Source organism: Pseudomonas eucalypticola, from assembly GCF_013374995.1.
GTDB classification, from domain to species: domain Bacteria; phylum Pseudomonadota; class Gammaproteobacteria; order Pseudomonadales; family Pseudomonadaceae; genus Aquipseudomonas; species Aquipseudomonas eucalypticola.
This window is the reverse complement of record NZ_CP056030.1, coordinates 4,918,624-4,935,119: the sequence shown is the minus strand read 5'-3', so window position 1 is coordinate 4,935,119 and position 16,496 is coordinate 4,918,624. Positions and strand designations below refer to the sequence as shown.

At 63.0% G+C, this 16,496-nt stretch carries 17 protein-coding genes; 6 read left to right on the top strand and 11 right to left on the bottom strand.

Annotation, left to right across the window (positions count from 1 at the left end; translation table 11 throughout):
* The first annotated feature begins 376 nt into the window (after nucleotides 1-376).
* Nucleotides 377-571: a hypothetical protein gene (locus HWQ56_RS21940; protein WP_158153545.1), complete on the top strand. Its 195-nt coding sequence runs from the start codon at nucleotides 377-379 to the stop codon at nucleotides 569-571.
* On the opposite strand, the gene HWQ56_RS21935 is transcribed toward HWQ56_RS21940, so the two are convergent.
* Nucleotides 572-1,000 carry a PA3611 family quorum-sensing-regulated virulence factor gene (locus HWQ56_RS21935; RefSeq protein ID WP_158153544.1) on the bottom strand — a complete coding sequence of 143 codons (429 nt, stop codon included), beginning with the start codon at nucleotides 998-1,000 and terminating at the stop codon, nucleotides 572-574.
* 172 nt (nucleotides 1,001-1,172) lie between these two features.
* Here HWQ56_RS21935 and HWQ56_RS21930 point away from each other — a divergent pair, with 172 nt between their 5' ends.
* Nucleotides 1,173-1,886: a tRNA-uridine aminocarboxypropyltransferase gene (locus HWQ56_RS21930; protein ID WP_176571770.1), complete on the top strand. Its 714-nt coding sequence runs from the start codon at nucleotides 1,173-1,175 to the stop codon at nucleotides 1,884-1,886.
* Here the strand turns inward: HWQ56_RS21930 and HWQ56_RS21925 are convergent.
* Nucleotides 1,883-2,779: a DMT family transporter gene (locus tag HWQ56_RS21925; protein WP_176571769.1), complete on the bottom strand. Its 897-nt coding sequence runs from the start codon at nucleotides 2,777-2,779 to the stop codon at nucleotides 1,883-1,885. The genes HWQ56_RS21930 and HWQ56_RS21925 overlap by 4 nt on opposite strands.
* A gap of 263 nt (nucleotides 2,780-3,042) precedes the next feature.
* On the opposite strand from HWQ56_RS21925, the gene erdR reads away from it, so the two are divergent.
* Together erdR and HWQ56_RS21915 are read left to right on the top strand one after the other, a co-directional pair.
* On the top strand, nucleotides 3,043-3,693 hold the full coding sequence (erdR, locus tag HWQ56_RS21920; protein ID WP_158153541.1) for a response regulator transcription factor ErdR: 651 nt from the start codon (nucleotides 3,043-3,045) through the stop codon (nucleotides 3,691-3,693).
* Nucleotides 3,694-3,768: 75 nt separating this feature from the next.
* Nucleotides 3,769-4,131: a diacylglycerol kinase gene (locus HWQ56_RS21915; protein ID WP_158153540.1), complete on the top strand. Its 363-nt coding sequence runs from the start codon at nucleotides 3,769-3,771 to the stop codon at nucleotides 4,129-4,131.
* Here the strand turns inward: HWQ56_RS21915 and HWQ56_RS21910 are convergent, their stop codons facing one another.
* The gene (locus tag HWQ56_RS21910; RefSeq protein ID WP_158153539.1) at nucleotides 4,132-5,058 is read right to left on the bottom strand and encodes a LysR family transcriptional regulator; all 927 of its coding nucleotides are present in this window, start codon (nucleotides 5,056-5,058) and stop codon (nucleotides 4,132-4,134) included.
* Nucleotides 5,059-5,178: 120 nt separating this feature from the next.
* Here HWQ56_RS21910 and fpr point away from each other — a divergent pair, with 120 nt between their 5' ends.
* Nucleotides 5,179-5,958: a ferredoxin-NADP reductase gene (fpr, locus tag HWQ56_RS21905; RefSeq protein WP_002554680.1), complete on the top strand. Its 780-nt coding sequence runs from the start codon at nucleotides 5,179-5,181 to the stop codon at nucleotides 5,956-5,958.
* Between the two features lie 56 nt (nucleotides 5,959-6,014).
* Here the strand turns inward: fpr and tsaA are convergent, their stop codons facing one another.
* From tsaA to rimO, 6 genes are all read right to left on the bottom strand, one after another.
* Complete coding sequence (gene tsaA / locus HWQ56_RS21900; RefSeq protein ID WP_176571768.1) at nucleotides 6,015-6,713, bottom strand: tRNA (N6-threonylcarbamoyladenosine(37)-N6)-methyltransferase TrmO; 699 nt, start codon at nucleotides 6,711-6,713, stop codon at nucleotides 6,015-6,017.
* Nucleotides 6,714-6,721: 8 nt separating this feature from the next.
* Nucleotides 6,722-6,904, bottom strand: coding sequence for a hypothetical protein (locus HWQ56_RS21895; RefSeq protein WP_158153537.1), 183 nt, complete (start codon nucleotides 6,902-6,904; stop codon nucleotides 6,722-6,724).
* A gap of 84 nt (nucleotides 6,905-6,988) precedes the next feature.
* Nucleotides 6,989-7,450, bottom strand: a complete 462-nt coding sequence (locus HWQ56_RS21890) for a YehS family protein (protein WP_176571767.1) — start codon at nucleotides 7,448-7,450, stop codon at nucleotides 6,989-6,991.
* A gap of 34 nt (nucleotides 7,451-7,484) precedes the next feature.
* On the bottom strand, nucleotides 7,485-8,195 hold the full coding sequence (locus HWQ56_RS21885) for an rRNA pseudouridine synthase (RefSeq protein ID WP_176571766.1): 711 nt from the start codon (nucleotides 8,193-8,195) through the stop codon (nucleotides 7,485-7,487).
* A gap of 50 nt (nucleotides 8,196-8,245) precedes the next feature.
* Nucleotides 8,246-8,713: a GNAT family N-acetyltransferase gene (locus HWQ56_RS21880; RefSeq protein WP_176571765.1), complete on the bottom strand. Its 468-nt coding sequence runs from the start codon at nucleotides 8,711-8,713 to the stop codon at nucleotides 8,246-8,248.
* 153 nt (nucleotides 8,714-8,866) lie between these two features.
* Nucleotides 8,867-10,204: a 30S ribosomal protein S12 methylthiotransferase RimO gene (rimO, locus tag HWQ56_RS21875; RefSeq protein ID WP_158153533.1), complete on the bottom strand. Its 1,338-nt coding sequence runs from the start codon at nucleotides 10,202-10,204 to the stop codon at nucleotides 8,867-8,869.
* A 209-nt stretch (nucleotides 10,205-10,413) separates the two neighbouring features.
* Between rimO and HWQ56_RS21870 the strand changes: the two genes are divergently transcribed.
* Nucleotides 10,414-12,312, top strand: coding sequence for a potassium transporter Kup (locus HWQ56_RS21870; RefSeq protein WP_176571764.1), 1,899 nt, complete (start codon nucleotides 10,414-10,416; stop codon nucleotides 12,310-12,312).
* Nucleotides 12,313-12,409: 97 nt separating this feature from the next.
* Here the strand turns inward: HWQ56_RS21870 and HWQ56_RS21865 are convergent, their stop codons facing one another.
* Together HWQ56_RS21865 and mprF are read right to left on the bottom strand one after the other, a co-directional pair.
* Entirely contained in the window at nucleotides 12,410-13,708 is a 1,299-nt protein-coding gene (locus HWQ56_RS21865; RefSeq protein ID WP_158153531.1) for a virulence factor family protein, read from the bottom strand.
* A complete protein-coding gene (gene mprF / locus HWQ56_RS21860; protein ID WP_158153530.1) occupies nucleotides 13,708-16,350 on the bottom strand; it encodes a bifunctional lysylphosphatidylglycerol flippase/synthetase MprF in 2,643 nt (880 codons plus the stop codon). Before mprF ends, HWQ56_RS21865 begins: the two co-directional genes overlap by 1 nt.
* Between the last annotated feature and the right edge of the window lie 146 nt (nucleotides 16,351-16,496).

The window sequence follows — 16,496 nt, the reverse complement described above, 5'->3', positions numbered from 1 at the left end:
CCTTCTGCATATGAGCCTTTGGCCGGTGCCGAGCAGTTCGGCTGGCCGCGACACTGCTTGTGTCGCTGGCTGTCCAGGTTAATGGCTGGACATTGCAGTAAGCCCGCGAGGGGCGGTCGAGGCAGTGGTTCTGGAGCGTGGCGCCCTGGGGTGGCCTCTTCGAGCCCAGCGGCGCAGGAGTATGGTGTAACTCTAGACCCTGCCGGGGGTGTGCGCTGGCTTGATGATGGGCCTGGGAAGTCACCGCGGGCAAGGGATGGATTGATGAAAGATATTGCCCGCAAACCGTTCGTCTGAATGGATCCATCGCCCTGGAAGGTCTGATTTACTGATGAGACAGGGATGGCGAAATAATGTCGTCCGCAGGGAGGCAAGGATGAAGCGAATCAGCCTGGAATTGAACAACGAACTGCTTGGAATGTTGAGCCGTTCGGCCCAAGCCAATCACGTGACGCTGGAAGAGGAATGTTTGCGTCGGCTGGAAGGTGGGCAGCGCCGTTCCAGCTACATGCAGGCGCTGCTGGCCGACTTGCGCGCCGATGATGCACAGCGGCGCGAACGAGCCGGATGATTACTTCTTCTTGGTCGCCTTGCCGTTGAGCAGTGCACAGTGCTCCGCCGTGTACCGCTGGGTGGTGACGGCCAGGTTGGTGTGGTTCTCGGTGAACTCGTAGCGCATCGCCGCGCCTTTGTTCATCAAATCGCGGTAGCCTTTGTTGCTGCACACGCTACGGCCGAGTTGCACGCGCACGGCCTCGGGGTTGGCGCGCATTTTCTCGGCTTCACCCTGCTGCACGCTGAGGTGGTCGACCAGCTCGCTGCCTTCCACGGTGTAGCCCTGGTCGAGAATGTTCTCGTTGACCTCACGCGGCGTACCCAGGTTGCTCTGCTCGGCGACCTGCTGAAGCAGTTTGCCCAGCTCGAACTCTTGCAGCGATGCAGCTTGAGCTGCTGCCGGCAGCACCAGTGCGAGGGTGAGGGGGGCGATAAAGCGCAGCATGAAACTCTCCTGATTCGGTGACTGGCTGTTGGACCAGCGACCGGCCCGTGCGTTCATAAAGCCGCTGATTATAGGGGCAAAGCCGCCGGTTCGGCAGTGCAAGCTCTGATAAACTCTCGGTCTTTCAGGCTGGCGGCCATGCCGGTCATGCCCATGCGAGCCATTTGTCACCATGCCCCATGCTGTTTCCCGCCTGCGCAGTGCGCGCCTGGCCCAGTGCCTCAAGCCTTTCGTTTCCCGTGGTTCCCGTGCGCCGCGCTGCCCCGGTTGCCGCGTGATTTTCGAGTACTGCCTGTGCCAATACCGGCCCACCGTGGCGGCGCATTCGGGCGTGTGCCTGGTGATGCATGATGTGGAGCCCTTGAAGCCATCCAATACCGGCTGGCTGATTGCCGATGTGCTGGCCGATACCCACGCCTTCGCCTGGTCACGCACCACGGTGGACGAGCAACTGCTGGCACTGCTGAATGACCCGCAATGGCAGCCCTACATTGTTTTTCCGGGCGAGTTCGTGGCGCCGCAGCGTGTGGTGACCGAGGTCCAGCCCCTGGAAAGCAAACGCCCGCTGTTCATCCTCCTGGATGCCACGTGGACCGAGGCGCGCAAGATGTTCCGCAAAAGCCCGTATCTGGAACGCTTTCCGGTACTGAGCCTGGCCAGCGACCAGCTTTCGCGATACAAGCTGCGGCGCTCCAAGCGCGACGACCACTTCTGCACGGCGGAGGTCGCCGCCCTGTGTCTGGAATTGGCGGGCGACCAGCAGGCCGCCACGGTGCTGGACACCTGGCTGGATGTGTTCACTGGCCACTACCTGGCCGCCAAGTTTCAACTCCCGCTCAGCGGCCTGGACGACGTCCATGCTCGCCTGGCAGCTGCAGTGCGTTAGGCCGTCACGGCAGCGGGTGGGCGCTGGGGCCACAGTTGGGCGATCAACATGCCCGCGAGCATCAGTGCGCATCCCAGGTAGCCGCGCGGTTGCAGCGCTTCGCCCAGCAGCCAGGCCCCCGCGATGGCGGCAAATACTGCTTCCAGTGACAGAATGATTGCCGCGTGGGAAGCAATGGCGTGTTTTTGCGCCACGACCTGCAGGGTGTAGCCGATGCCCACGGCAACGATGCCGCCGTAGAGCAGGGCGGGGCCCGCGGCCATGATGGCGGCTGGCTCGACAGGTTCCATCACCAGCGCCAGCACCAGGCTGACCACCGCGCAGGTGGCGAACTGCAGGAACGCCAGGCGAATCGGGTCGTGGCGGCTGGCAAACAGGCCCACAAGCACCACATGCCCACCCCAGACGAACGCGCCAGCCAGTTGCAACCAGTCCCCCGACGACACCTGGAAGTTGTCGCCCACGCTCAGCAGGAACATGCCGACCACGGCCAGCGCGGCGCCCAGCCAGGTGCCGGTGCCGGTCTTGTGGCCCAGCAACAGCCCCAGCAGCGGTACTACAATCACGTAAAGGCCGGTGATGAAGCCGGAATTGGTCACGCTGGTAAAGAGCAAGCCCACCTGTTGCAGGTTGATACCCAGCGCCAGGGCCAGCCCCATCAGGACGCCCCCCAGCCACAAGCCGCGGGTCATGAATGGCTCACGGGGGGCTTCGGCGTTGCCGTTCCCCAGCACCAGTGGCAGCAGGCACAACGAGCCCAGCGCAAAGCGCAGGCCCGAATAAAGGAAGGGGCCGATGTGGTGCATGCCCGCGGTCTGGGCGACAAAGCCCGAGCCCCAGATCATGGCGGTCAACAACATCAGCAGGTCTGCACGCAAGGCTTGGCGACGCATGGGGGGTCTCTTGTAATGGACGAGCGTGGCCCGGCCACGGCAATGAACCGGCGGCCAGGCGCGGTGTGAAACGAGGGGTGCGACTTTAGCCGTAAAGCATCGAACTTGACCACCCTGTCAGGCCCCGGCATCCTTGGCGCCGATTCGGGCACCCCATAGGTCACAACCGCCAATCTTTCCGTGAGTTGGCGTTAAAATAAGCCCGAGTTGCCTCGGCAGGCGCCGACTCCTGCGCGCCTGCACAGAACAGGATCATTAGATCGATGGCCACATACGACATCCTGATAGCCGATGACCACCCTCTTTTTCGCGGCGCCTTGCGCCAGGCCGTGACCCTGGGACTGGGTCCCGATACCCGCCTGGTGGAAGTGGCGACCATCGCCGAGCTGGAAGCCCAATTGGCGACCAAGGCCGACTGGGACCTGGTGCTGCTGGACCTGAACATGCCCGGTGCCTATGGCTTCTCCGGCCTGGTGCTGTTGCGCGGCCAATACCCCCAGGTGCCGGTGGTCATGGTGTCTGCCCAGGAAGAAGCCGCGGTGGTAGTGCGCGCCCGCGAGTTTGGCGCCAGCGGTTTCATTCCCAAATCCAGCCCCCTGGAAGTCATTCAGGAGGCGGTACGCACTGTGCTGGAAGGGGAGGTATGGTGGCCGCCGCAGGCGTTCGAAGCGGTCAGTGTTTCGGCTGAAGCCAAGGCCGCCAGCGAGGGCCTCGCCAGCCTCACGCCGCAGCAGTTCCGGGTGTTGACCATGGTCTGCGAGGGCTTGTTGAACAAGCAGATCGCCTACGAGCTGAGCGTGTCGGAGGCCACGATCAAGGCCCATGTCACCGCCATCTTCCGCAAGCTCAACGTACGCACCCGGACACAGGCGGCGTTGTTGTTGCAACAACTTGAGTCAATTTCGTCGACTTGAGGCATAGTGCCTTCACGCTTTTTTGACCCAGACTCCATTAGCGTCCCTTTTTTACTTTGCGACAGTTGACTCTTCATGTCCCCATATAAAGGCCAGACCGGCCTGAAACGTATCTTCAACGCCACTGGCTACTCGCTTGACGGCCTGCGCGCCGCGTTCGTAGGCGAGGCAGCGTTCCGCCAACTGGTGCTGCTCAACGTGGTGCTGGTGCCCATCGCCTTCATGGTGCATGTCAGCCGCGCCGAGCGCGCCATTCTGATCGCGGTGTGCCTGCTGGCGCTGATCGTGGAACTGTTCAACTCGGCAGTGGAAGCGGCCATCGACCGTATTTCCCTGGACCGCCACCCCTTGTCCAAGAATGCCAAGGACATGGGTAGCGCTGCCCAGTTCGTGGTGCTGTGCATGATCGCCGTGGTGTGGGGCGTTATTCTGCTCTGATCAGGGGATGGCGGGCAGCACGATCTCGTCGCTGCGTTTCACCCCTGCCGTGAACGCGCGGCACAGTTCCAGGAATTCGCGCATGGCCTGGGTCTGGTATTTCTGCTTGTGCCAAATGAAGAAGAACTCCCGGGTCAGGTCCAGGTCCGGGGTCTCCACCGCGACCAGGCTGCCGCGGCGGAAAGCATCGCGCAGCGCCAGCCGTGAGATGCAGCCAATGCCCAAGCCGGACTCCACGGCTCGCTTGATGGCTTCGGTGTGTTCCAGTTCGAGTCGCACGTTCAATGACGAGCGATGGTGGCGCATGGCCTGGTCGAACGTCAGCCGTGTGCCGGACCCCTGCTCGCGCAGGATCCAGGCTTCGCGGGTCAGTTCTTCCAGCGTTGCCCGGCCGCGCGTGGCCAAGGGGTGCCGGGGGGCGCAGAACACCACCAGTTCGTCGGCCACCCATGGCTGTACTTCAATGTCAGGGTGGCTGCAATCGCCTTCGATCAGGCCCAGGTCGATTTCGTAATGGGCCACCTGGTGCACGATGTTGGCGGTGTTCTGGACATGCAGCTTGACCTGGCTTTCAGGGTGCACCTGCATGAAGCTGCCGATCAGCAACGTGGCCAGGTAGTTGCCGATGGTCAGGGTGGCACCCACGGCCAGCGAGCCAAAGCCGGACTTGCCGTTGAGCAGGTCCTCGATTTCCTTGGCCTGGTCCAGCAGCGCGACGGCCTGGGGCAGCAACTGATGGCCCAGGGCGTTAAGGCTCAGGCGCTTGCCGGCGCGGTCGAACAGCTGGCAACTGGACTGGCGCTCGAGCTCGGTGATGGAGGTACTGGCGGCGGACTGCGACAGCGCCAGCAGGCTGGCGGCACGGGAGACACTCTCCTGCTGGGCCACGGCGACGAAAACCTGGAGCTGACGTAGAGTAAATCGCATATCGATATAACCGATAACCCATATCTTGATAATTCAATTAACAGATATTGTCGCTGCCGCTAGAATATTGCGCAATCGCGCTCTCGTTCGGCGCACGCGTTTTCTGAGGAGCCCCCGTACATGAGCAACATGAACCACGAACGTGTACTCAGTGTCCACCACTGGAATGACACCCTGTTCAGCTTCAAGTGCACCCGCGACCCGGGCCTGCGCTTCGAGAACGGTCAGTTCGTGATGATCGGCCTGCAGCAGCCCAACGGCCGCCCGCTGATGCGCGCGTACTCCATCGCCAGCCCGAACTGGGAAGAGCATCTGGAATTCTTCAGCATCAAGGTGCCCGATGGCCCGCTGACGTCCCAGTTGCAGCACCTGAAGGAAGGCGACGAGATCATCATCAGCAAGAAGCCCACCGGCACACTGGTACTCGATGACCTCAAGCCGGGCAAGCACCTGTATCTGCTGAGCACCGGCACCGGCCTGGCGCCGTTCATGAGCGTCATCCAGGACCCGGAAACCTACGAGCGTTTCGAGAAGGTCATCCTGTGCCACGGCGTGCGTTACGTGAACGAAGTCGCCTACCGCGAGTTCATCACCGAGCACCTGCCGCAGAATGAGTTCTTCGGTGAAGCGCTGCGCGACAAGCTGATCTACTACCCAACCGTGACCCGCGAGCCGTTCGAAAACGAAGGCCGCCTGACCGACCTGATGCGCAGCGGCAAACTGTTCAGCGACATCGGCCTGCCGCCGATCAACCCGCAGGACGACCGCGCCATGCTGTGCGGCAGCCCAAGCATGCTCGACGAGACCAGCGAAGTGCTCAACAGCTTCGGCCTGACCGTTTCGCCGCGCATGCGTGAGCCAGGTGACTACCTGATCGAGCGCGCCTTCGTCGAGAAGTAAGCGCTGCTCAATAAAAAAAACCGCCTTCGTGGCGGTTTTTTTGTATCGGTACGCTGCTACGGCTCAGCGGCAACCACTTCCAGCACGCGGAGGGTGTCGGGCCGCGGATAATGCCAGCGCACGTCCACGTCCCAGAACCGCACTCCATATTCCCGCGCAGGCGTAGGCACCTGATACGCAGGGCGCGGATCTTGAGCCAGGCACTGTTCGATCAATGCCACCAGAGGTTCTGCAAGGCGCGTGGCGTGGCTATGGGCCTGCACCAGGGCTGCGTCCGCCCATTCGACCGCAATCGCCACAGGCGCACTGCTGGCCATGTCGTTGCGGGCATGGGGCAGGCTGTCGGCGTAGGGCACGTAGGGTTTGATGTCCAGCACAGGCGTGCCGTCCAGCAGATCGATACCCGACAGCCACAACTTGCCAGCCTCGACCTTCTCCAGGCGTACCACCGACTGGCCGATGCCATTGGGCCGGTGGGTAGCGCGGGTAGCGAACACCCCCATGCTTTTGTTACCACCCAGGCGTGGCGGCCGCACCTTCAGGCGCGGTTTGTCTTCCAGTGCCTGGTGGAACACAAACAGCAGCCATACATGGCTGACCTGCTCCAGGCCCTGTACTGCGTCGCCCTGGTCAAAGGGCGGTACCAGCTCCAGTACCCCCCGGGCAGTGGGTGCCAATTGCGGCTGGCGGGGGATGGCGAACTTTTCCTTGAAGCAGGAACGGACGAAGCCGATGGGCTCAACGCTATAAGTCATGGGGGGTGTCAGCGGCAACCGGCATTGTCATAGGGGCCCGACATGCGCTGCCAGCCAGCGCCAGGGTTGGTTTGCGAGCAGACCATGGCGCCGTTCTGGGTGATGCTCTGCCATTTGTACCAGGGGGCCTGGCCGGCAGTGGCAATCAGCGGGAACGCCACTGCAACGATAAGCAATAGACGCTTGAACATGTCGAACTCCGGAACACGACAAAATAGGGGGGGCTCGCCCTGATGGGCTCAGTCGCACAACAGGGGCGAGGGGGCCTTAATGATTCAGCCGCGCACGCGCAGGGTCAAGCCCTTGAGGAAGTTGCGCAGCAACTGGTCGCCGCACGGGCGGTAGTTGTTGTGCCCGACCTTGCGAAACAGGGCGCTCAGCTCTGGCTTGAAGACCGGGAAATCGGCCGCCTTGAGCACCGCGTGCATGTCATCTTCCTTGAGCTCGAACGCTACGCGAAGTTTCTTCAGGATGATGTTGTTGGTTACCGGCGTTTCGATCGGCTGGGCCGGACGAGTGTCGTCCTTGCCGCGCTTGAAGAACACCAGGCCGTCGAGGAAGTGCGCCATCACCACGTCAGGGCAGTGCACGAAGCCTTCTTCTTCATCTTTCTTCAGGTAATTGATGACATCGGCCTTGCTGACCTCCAGGCCGGAGAGCTTGATGATGTCGACCACTTTGGCGTCGCTGATGTCGAGCATGTAGCGCACGCTGCGCAGTACATCGTTGTGAATCATGGTGTAAATCCCGAGTGTTGCGTAAATAAGAGGGTCAGAACTTTTCGTTGCCGGCCAGATAGCGCCACTGGCCCGCCGGGACTTTGCCCAGGGACACGCCGCCCACGCGGATGCGGCGCATGCCTACCACGGTGAGGCCGACACTGGTACACAGTAGCGCGATGATGCCCGGCTGCGGGTTCTTCATGGCGATGCGCAGGCGCGTTTCGTTCTGCCAGCTGGCCTTGACCGCCGGCAGCGGCTTGCCTTTGTAGGTTGCGCCGTGGGCCAGGCGGTTGAGGCCGTGCTCGGACATTTGCCCGCTGACTTCAACCACGTATTCCTGTTCGATCTTGGCGGCGTCGGCGGTCAGCTTGCGCAGTATCTTCCAGTCCTGGGTGAATACCTGCAGGCCACTGGCGCCCGGCTGCAGCTCGGCACCACAGGTCAGGCGCAGGAAGTGGCCCTTGAGCGGGCGCTTGCTGTAGCTGTGCTCCGGCGACAGGTTGGCAGCCACCAGGTCGGCCTGGGCCTGTTCCAGCGATTGGCCGGCTTGCTGGTGCAGCAACAGCGTCACTGGCTCTGGCTGTTCAGCCTTGGCGTCGGGGCTCAGGGCCACCACCTGGGTGTCGACCTTGAACTGCGGTTCGTCGACGACTTCACCGTCCACCGTCACCCAGCCCCCTTCGATAAACAGTTCGGCCTCGCGGCGGGAGCAACCCACCAGTTCGATGAGGCGTTTGGACAGGCGAATGGGATCAGACATGACAGGGGCCGTGACAAAAGAAGGGCGCTAGTGTAACCGCCCTGCGCCCGTTAAGCCCGTGCAGATTGTCGCTGGGCACGGCGCAGGTGCAGCAGCGGGTAGGGCTGGCCCATGCCATCGACTTCGGAGCGGCCTATCACTTCAAAGCCTTGCTTGAGGTAGAAGCCGAAGGCCTGTTCATTCTGTTCGTTGACGTCCAACTGGTCGGCGTTGAGGTGGTCGAAGGCAAAGTCCAGAAGGCGCGTGCCAATGCCTTGGCCGCGGAAGTCGGGGTGAATGAACAACATCTCGACCTTGCCCGCCGCCACCCCGGCGAAGCCGGTGATGCGCTGGCGCGCGTCCTTGCAGCAGATCAGCATCACCGCATCCAGGTAGTGTTTCTCTACCAGGCCGCGCAGCAGGGTGATGTAGCTGTCAGGAAGGAAATGGTGCGTGGCCCGCACCGAGGCTTCCCAGACCTGCGTCAGCTCCGGGTAGTCGTTCGCGCGGGGGGTGTGTACCAGCAAATGTTTGCCCATGTCGGTCGCTCCTTGATCCTCCCTTAACTGTAGCAGTGGCCCTCAGGCCGCGTCAGCAGGCTGCACGGTGCAGGCACCGGGCGCGGCCGCCGGGCAACGTGCAGGCATAAAAAAACCTGCCGCAGGGGCAGGTTTTTCAGCGCAGCAAGGCGCTTAGAGGCGTTCGGCCCACAGGTCGTACTCGTCGGCATCCACCACGCGGCACATGACCTTGTCGCCAGGGTTCAGGCCTTCGGCGCCTTCGATGAACACACTGCCGTCGATTTCCGGGGCGTCGAAGAAGCAGCGGCCCACGGCGCCTTGTTCGTCCACTTCGTCGATCAGCACTTCGATCTCTTTACCGATCTTCATCTGCAGGCGCGCGGCGCTGATGGCCTGCTGGTGAGCCATGAAGCGGTCCCAGCGGTCCTGCTTGACGTCATCGGGCACCACTTCGGCGTCCAGGTCGTTGGCCGGGGCGCCTTCGACAGGCGAGTACTGGAAGCAGCCGACGCGGTCCAGCTGAGCTTCGGTGAGCCAGTCCAGCAGGTACTGGAAGTCTTCTTCGGTTTCGCCGGGGAAGCCGACGATGAACGTGGAGCGGATGATCAGGTCCGGGCACTGCTCGCGCCATTTCTTGATGCGCGCCAGGGTCTTGTCTTCGAAGGCCGGACGCTTCATCAGCTTCAGCACTTTGGGGCTGGCGTGCTGGAACGGAATGTCCAGGTACGGCAGCAGTTTGCCAGCGGCCATCAGCGGAATGATGTCGTCGACGTTCGGGTACGGGTACACGTAGTGCAGGCGCACCCACACGCCCAGGCTGCTCAGGGCCTCGCACAGTTCCAGCATGCGGGTCTTGACCGGGCGGCCGTTCCAGAAGTCGGTCTTGTACTTGACGTCGACACCATAGGCGCTGGTGTCCTGGGAAATCACCAGAATCTCTTTGACGCCCGCCTTGACCAGGCGCTCGGCCTCGCTCAGCACGTCGCCCACCGGGCGGCTGACCAGCTTGCCGCGCATCGAGGGGATGATGCAGAAGCTGCAGCTGTGGTTGCAGCCTTCGGAAATCTTCAGGTAGGCGTAATGGCGCGGGGTGAGCTTGATGCCCTGTGGCGGCACCAGGTCGATCAGCGGGTTGTGGTCCTGGCGCGGCGGAACCACCTCGTGCACGGCCGTCACGACCTGCTCGTACTGCTGCGGGCCAGTCACGGCCAGCACGCTGGGGTGCACGTTGCGGATCGCGCTTTCTTCCACGCCCATGCAGCCGGTGACGATGACCTTGCCGTTTTCGGCCAGGGCTTCGCCGATCACTTCCAGGGACTCGGCCTTGGCGGTGTCGATGAAGCCGCACGTATTGACGACCACGACGTCGGCGTCCTGGTAGGTCGGAACGACTTCATAGCCTTCCATGCGCAGCTGGGTGAGGATGCGTTCGGAGTCGACTAGGGCCTTGGGGCACCCGAGTGACACAAATCCTACCTTGGGGGCGGACGGCGCGGGAGTGGTGGACATGACTAACCTCGGTGTTAATTAGAGCTGCTCGTGGCAACCCTGACGGGCACTTTACGCGCCTCTGATCAAAAAGTGCGCAATTCTAGCGATGAGAAAGCCACTTGACCAGCTTTATGGAGGGAAATACGACGAGTGCTGCGCTATGCTTCGCCGCGTTGAGTCTCGCAGCATTTTGAAACACCCAAAGTCCAAGGTTGTAGGAGTGGTTGATGGTTCAGGCAAGTAGTCAGGCAGGCACAGGGCATTCGGCGGCAAAGCCGATCGCGATGCTGGTGGCGGCCGTCGGGGTAGTCTACGGCGATATCGGTACCAGCCCGTTGTATACCCTCAAGGAGGTGTTCTCCGGTGGCTATGGGATTCCCAGCAATCATGATGGCGTCCTGGGCATTCTATCCCTGATCTTCTGGTCGCTGATCTGGGTGGTCTCGATCAAATACATGCTGTTCGTGCTGCGCGCCGACAACCAGGGGGAGGGCGGTATCATGGCGCTCACCGCCCTGGCGCGGCGGGCATCGGCGGGCTACCCGCGCTTGAGCGGCATGCTGGTGGTGTGCGGCCTGATCGGCGCGGCGCTGTTCTACGGCGATAGCATGATCACCCCGGCGGTCTCGGTGTTGTCGGCGGTGGAAGGCCTGGAGCTGGCCTTCGATGGCATCAGCCATTGGGTGGTGCCGGTGGCCCTGGTGGTGCTGATCGGCCTGTTCCTGATCCAGCGCCACGGCACGGCACGTATCGGCAAACTGTTCGGCCCGGTGATGGTGACCTGGTTCGTGGTGCTGGGCATCCTGGGGGCCTATGGCATTTCCCATCAGCCTGAAGTGCTCAAGGCCATCAACCCCCTGTGGGGCGTGCGCTTTTTCGCCAGCCACTTCGGTATTTCCGTGGCGGTGCTGGGCGCGGTCGTACTGGCACTGACCGGTGCCGAAGCGCTGTATGCCGACATGGGCCATTTCGGCCGCAAGCCCATCGCCCGCGCCTGGTTCATCCTGGTGCTGCCGGCGCTGGTGCTGAACTACTTCGGTCAGGGGGCGCTGATCCTGGCCGACCCGGAAGCCGCCCGCAACCCGTTCTACCTGCTGGCGCCCAGCTGGGCGTTGTTGCCGCTGATCGGCTTGTCCACGGTGGCGACGGTCATCGCCTCGCAAGCGGTGATCTCGGGCGCCTTCTCGTTGACCCAGCAAGCCATTCAGTTGGGCTACATTCCGCGCATGCATATCCAGCATACCTCCAGCGACGAGCAGGGGCAGATCTACATCGGCGCGGTGAACTGGACATTGATGTGTGGCGTGATCCTGCTGGTGCTGGGCTTCGAGTCTTCGGGCGCGTTGGCCTCGGCCTACGGCGTGGCCGTGACCGGCACCATGCTGATGACCACCTTCCTGGTGTCGGCGGTGATGTTGCTGATGTGGAAGTGGCCGCCCTTCTTCGCGGTGCCGGTGATGAGTGTGTGCCTGCTGGTGGACGGTATGTTCTTCGCAGCCAACGTGCCCAAGATCGTCCAGGGCGGCGCGTTTCCGGTACTGGCCGGCAGTGCGCTATTCATCCTGATGACCACGTGGAAACGCGGCAAGCAGCTGCTGGTGGACCGCATCGACGAGGGCGCGTTGCCGTTGCCGATCTTCATCAGCAGTATCCGCGTGCAACCGCCGCACCGGGTGCAGGGCACCGCGGTGTTCCTCACCGCACGCTCCGACGCCGTGCCCCACGCGTTGTTGCACAACATGCTGCATAACCAGGTGCTGCACGAGCAGGTGGTGTTGCTGACCGTGGTCAACGAAGACGACCCGCGGGTACCGGCCAACCGCCGGTTCGAGGTGGAGTCCTATGGCGAGGGCTTCTTCCGCGTCATCCTGCACTACGGTTTCATGGACGAGCCGGACGTACCGGCGGCGCTGAAACTGTGCCACCTGGACGACCTGGACTTCAGCCCTATGCGCACCACCTACTTCCTCAGCCGCGAGACGGTCATCCCGTCCAAGCTGGTGGGCATGGCGCGCTGGCGCGAGGGGTTGTTCGCCTTCATGCTCAAGAACGCCAACGGCAACCTGCGGTTCTTCAAGCTGCCGGTGAACCGGGTGATCGAGTTGGGTACCCAGGTAGAGATGTAAGACTGCGCATCGCTCTTTTCCCGAGCAGATCCCGGCAGGCACAAAAAAGCCCCCGCACCTTCACCGGTGCGGGGGCTTTTCATTGCCCAGGTTGAGCTCAGTCGGCCTTGGCCACCGCTGGCTTGCCCTGCAGCTTCTCGATGGCATCGATCAGCTTCTTGGCCAGTGCCGGGTAGTCTTCATCGAAGTGATGGCCCCCTGGCAGTTTCAAGGTCTCGCCGGTGTAGGTCTTGGCGTCGGTGCAACCGGTCTCGTCGGCCTCTTCCACGCCATACACGCACAGAATCTTGTTCTGCGGCATTTTGGCGATCTCGGGGCCGGTAGGCGCTTCCTTGCCGGCGTTGCCGAGCCAGCCTTCCACTTCGATCTCGAAGCTGCCACTGCGGGCGAAGGCCAGCAGCAGGACGCCGTCGATGCGTTTCTGGTCATCGGCCGGCAGGCGGTTGTAGGTCGCCGGCAGCACGTCGGCGCCAAATGAGTAACCGGCCAGGATGAAGCGCTTGGTGCCCCACTTCTGGCGGTAATGCAGCATCAGGGCCGACAGGTCTTCGGCGCTCTGCTCCGGGGTCTTGTGCTGCCAGTAGTAGCGCAGCATGTCGATGCCCACCACCGGGTAGCCCATCTTCGCCATCTCGCCCGCCACGTCGCGGTCCAGGTCACGCCAGCCGCCGTCACCGGACAGGAACAGGGTCACGGTATCGGTGGCCTGGCCTGCCGGCACTTCCACCACGGGCATGCTCAGGGCGTCCTTGCTGTCGCCTACCAGCAGTTTGGTCAGCTCGTTCTTCAGCACCTGAGGCAGGTGGATGTCGTAGTCGCTGATGCTTGTCTCGGCATTGGGGGTGTCGCGCACGAACGAGGCGCTGGCGTCATCCGGGTTGTCGTTCCAGGCCACGACCCAGTGGCCGTGCTCGGCTTTCTTCGGCAGTGGGGTAGCGCAGCCGGGCTGTTCCAGGCTGAAGCCCACCGACACGGCCGTGGCCTTGTCGTCGGTCTGCTTGGCCAGCCAGGCCCAGGCCTCGGCAGCACCGGAGCCGATGCCGCTGAAGAGCGTGACAGGGCCGTCCAGATGTTGGGTCGCGGCCTTGATGTCGTTCTCCTGCTCGTCGCAGTCGGACTTGGCCAGCAGCACCTGCACCAGCTGCGCCGAGCCGTCCTTGCTGAGGTCGGTCAGTTGCTTGTCGCTCAGGGCCTGTTCGGCCGGCACCGACAGCACCACGCGGGCCTTGATGCGCGTACCCGGCGTTACCAGGGTCGCGGTATTGCCGTCGTCCAGTTTCACTTGTTCCAGAAGGGGCGCGGGGGCGGGGCGGTTCATGTACCAGTAGACCGCCGCGGCGCCAGCGATCACTACCACCACGACCGCCAGCCATTTACGCCAGTTGCGTCGAATCATCAGCGTTTCACCAATCCTGTCAGGCCGCCCGCGATCAGGGCGGCAGTGTCAGCCAGTGCCACCAGCGGATCGAGTCCGGCTGGCACGGCCATGTAACGGGGTTCCCAGTCGGGCTGGAATTTATCCTTGAAGCGCCTCAGGCCCTGGAAGTTGTAGAGCTGCTCGCCGCGGCGGAACACCATCGAACCCAGGCGCTGGGTCAGCGGTGCGCCCTTGCGCGGCTGCAGGCCCGACAACGGCACCATGCCCAGGCTGAAGCGTGCGTAACCATGACTCTTATAATGTTGTATCAAGCCGACCATCATGAACTCCATGGTCAGCTTGGGTGCCTCGGGGTGCGCGCGCATCAGGTCGAGACTGGCCAGCTCGTGGCTGTGGGTCTCGAGCAGGTTGGCGAACGCCACGGGGCGTCCCTCGAAATGGATGATCGCGATACGAAAATGCTGCAGGTACTCCGGGCTGAACCGGCCCAGGGAGAAGCCTTTTTCCCGCACGTTCTTGCCGGTCAGCCAGGCATCGGAAATCACCTTCAGCTCTTCCAGCGGCGCTTGCCCGGCTTCGTAGATCTCCAGCGACAGGCCGTCGCGGCTACCGCGGTTCCAGGTGTAGCGCAGGTCTTTCATCTCCTTGCCCTTGGCTTCCAGGTCGAACTTCACCAGGTCGACGCGGGCTTCCTCCCCCAGCTTGATCGCCGTCAGGCCGATGTCCATGTAGAACGGCAGGTTCTCCGCGCGTACCTGGTAGAACACTGGGCGCGCGTGGTGGAAGTCGCACAGATCGCGGAACTGCCAGATCATTTCCGCGCGCTGCTGGGTAGAGCCGATGGGGTCGTACAGCGCCACCAGGCTGCGCCCGCGGCGGGCGTACATCATGAAGGCGTTGTCATTGGGATGGAAGAGCAGGGCCTTGTCACCCGTCAGCGCCAGGCCACCGTCCGGCTGGTCGGAGGTCATGAGGATCTTCGCCGCCTTGCTCAGCTCTTCGCTGTCGGGCAGGTGGATGACCGGGCGAGCGGTGCGCAGCAGCCAGGTCAGCGCGACGATCACCAGCAGCACCGCGCTGCCCAGCGCCGAGCGCAGGCCCCGCGGGGCATCGGCGTCGAGGGTGAACTGCCACCACAACTGATGCTTGTAGGGAATGTCCTGGTAGGCAAACAGCAGCAACCAGATGGAGGCCCCCACGACGCAAGCGCTGGCCATCAGGTAGAACGGCGAGAAGGGCAACTCCAGCAAGCGGCTGGGGCGGTAGAACGAGCGGCGAAAGATCGCCAGCAGGGCGGCGGTGAGAATCAGCAGGCTGGCCTCTTCCCAGTCGAAGCCCTTGAGCAGTGACAGCAGCGCACCCACCAGCAGCAGGGTAGTGGTCAGCATCCAGGCGGCGGACAACCGCCGACGCAGGCCCTGGGCAAGCAGCAGGCACAACACGCCGATCAGACTGGCACCGAAGTGCGAGGCGTCGATCAGGCGGTGAGGAATCAGGAAGCCGAGGTGCTCCAGACGGGTATCGATTTCCGGGGTCGCGCCGGAGAACAGCAGCACCACGCCCGACAGGAACACCAGCAACGCCAGGATCGGGGCGGCCATGCCCGAGGCCACTCGAATGGCCTGCTGGGCAAAGAAGAAGCGCTTGGCTTCAGTGGCCAGCAGCACCACGCAGGCCAGCAGCAGCGGCAGCATCACGTAGATCAAGCGGTACAGCAGTAACGCGGCGGCCAGGGGGGCGGCGCCCAGTTCGTTGGCGAACGCCGCCAGCAGGATAGCCTCGAACACGCCGACGCCGCCGGGCACATGGCTGAGTACGCCGGCCGCCAGGGCGAGCAGGTACACCAAGACAAATGCGCCGAACGGTGGGGCTTCCGGCAGCAGCAGGTACAGCACCGTGGCCGCGGCCAGTACGTCCAGGGCCGTGATCACCAGTTGCAGCAGGGTCAGGCGCACGCCTGGCAGGCGCAAGGTGCGGCGGCCGACCTTCACCAGCAGGTTATCGGCAATGGGCTGTTCCCCCAGGCGGCGCCGATAGATGCCCGCTGCCAGCAGCACGGTCAGCGCGATGACTGTGCCGGCAATGGTGCCCAGCAGCCCGGGTGCCATGTGCAGGGCAGTGGAGGCGGCAGGCAGGTTGCTGAGGGTAGCCAGGGCCGCGAGCGGCGGCAGCGCGCAACCCAGGGACAGGCTGGCAAACAGGGTCATGCGTGCCACTTCCGCGGCACCGATGCCATGGCGGGCATACAGGCGGTAGCGCACCGAGCCGCCGGACAGCAGGGACAGGCCAATGGCATTGCCAATGGCGAAGGCGGTGAAACCGCCGAGGATCAACGTTCTGCGCGGCAGGTCGACGGCGGCATAGCGGCTGGCCGACCATTCGTAACCCAGCAATATGACGAAACCGGCGGCCGCGGCGGCGAGCGCGCCCAGCAGTGAAGCGGTGGGGGTGCTCATGACCGAGTCATGCAGCGCGTAGATGTCCAGTTCGCTGAGCAGGTGGCGGCAGGCGATCAGGGCGATGCCAAACAGCAACAGGGTCACGACCAGGCCGATGGGTTGGCGGTACTTGCTCAGCAGTTCCAGCCAGCGCAATTTGCTGGGATTCAACGGATGTGGGGCAGTCACGGTATCAGGCAGTTCTGGCGAGTCGGGGCGCATCAATCACCTCGTGGATTGTGCGCAACAGGATGAAGGTATCCAGTCAAGTTACCAATCCCTATACAAAAATAATTCGGAATATATTAACCCGTTTGACCATTTATCGGGCTCGGACGCTTTATCTATAGGGGAAGTTTCATGTTTCT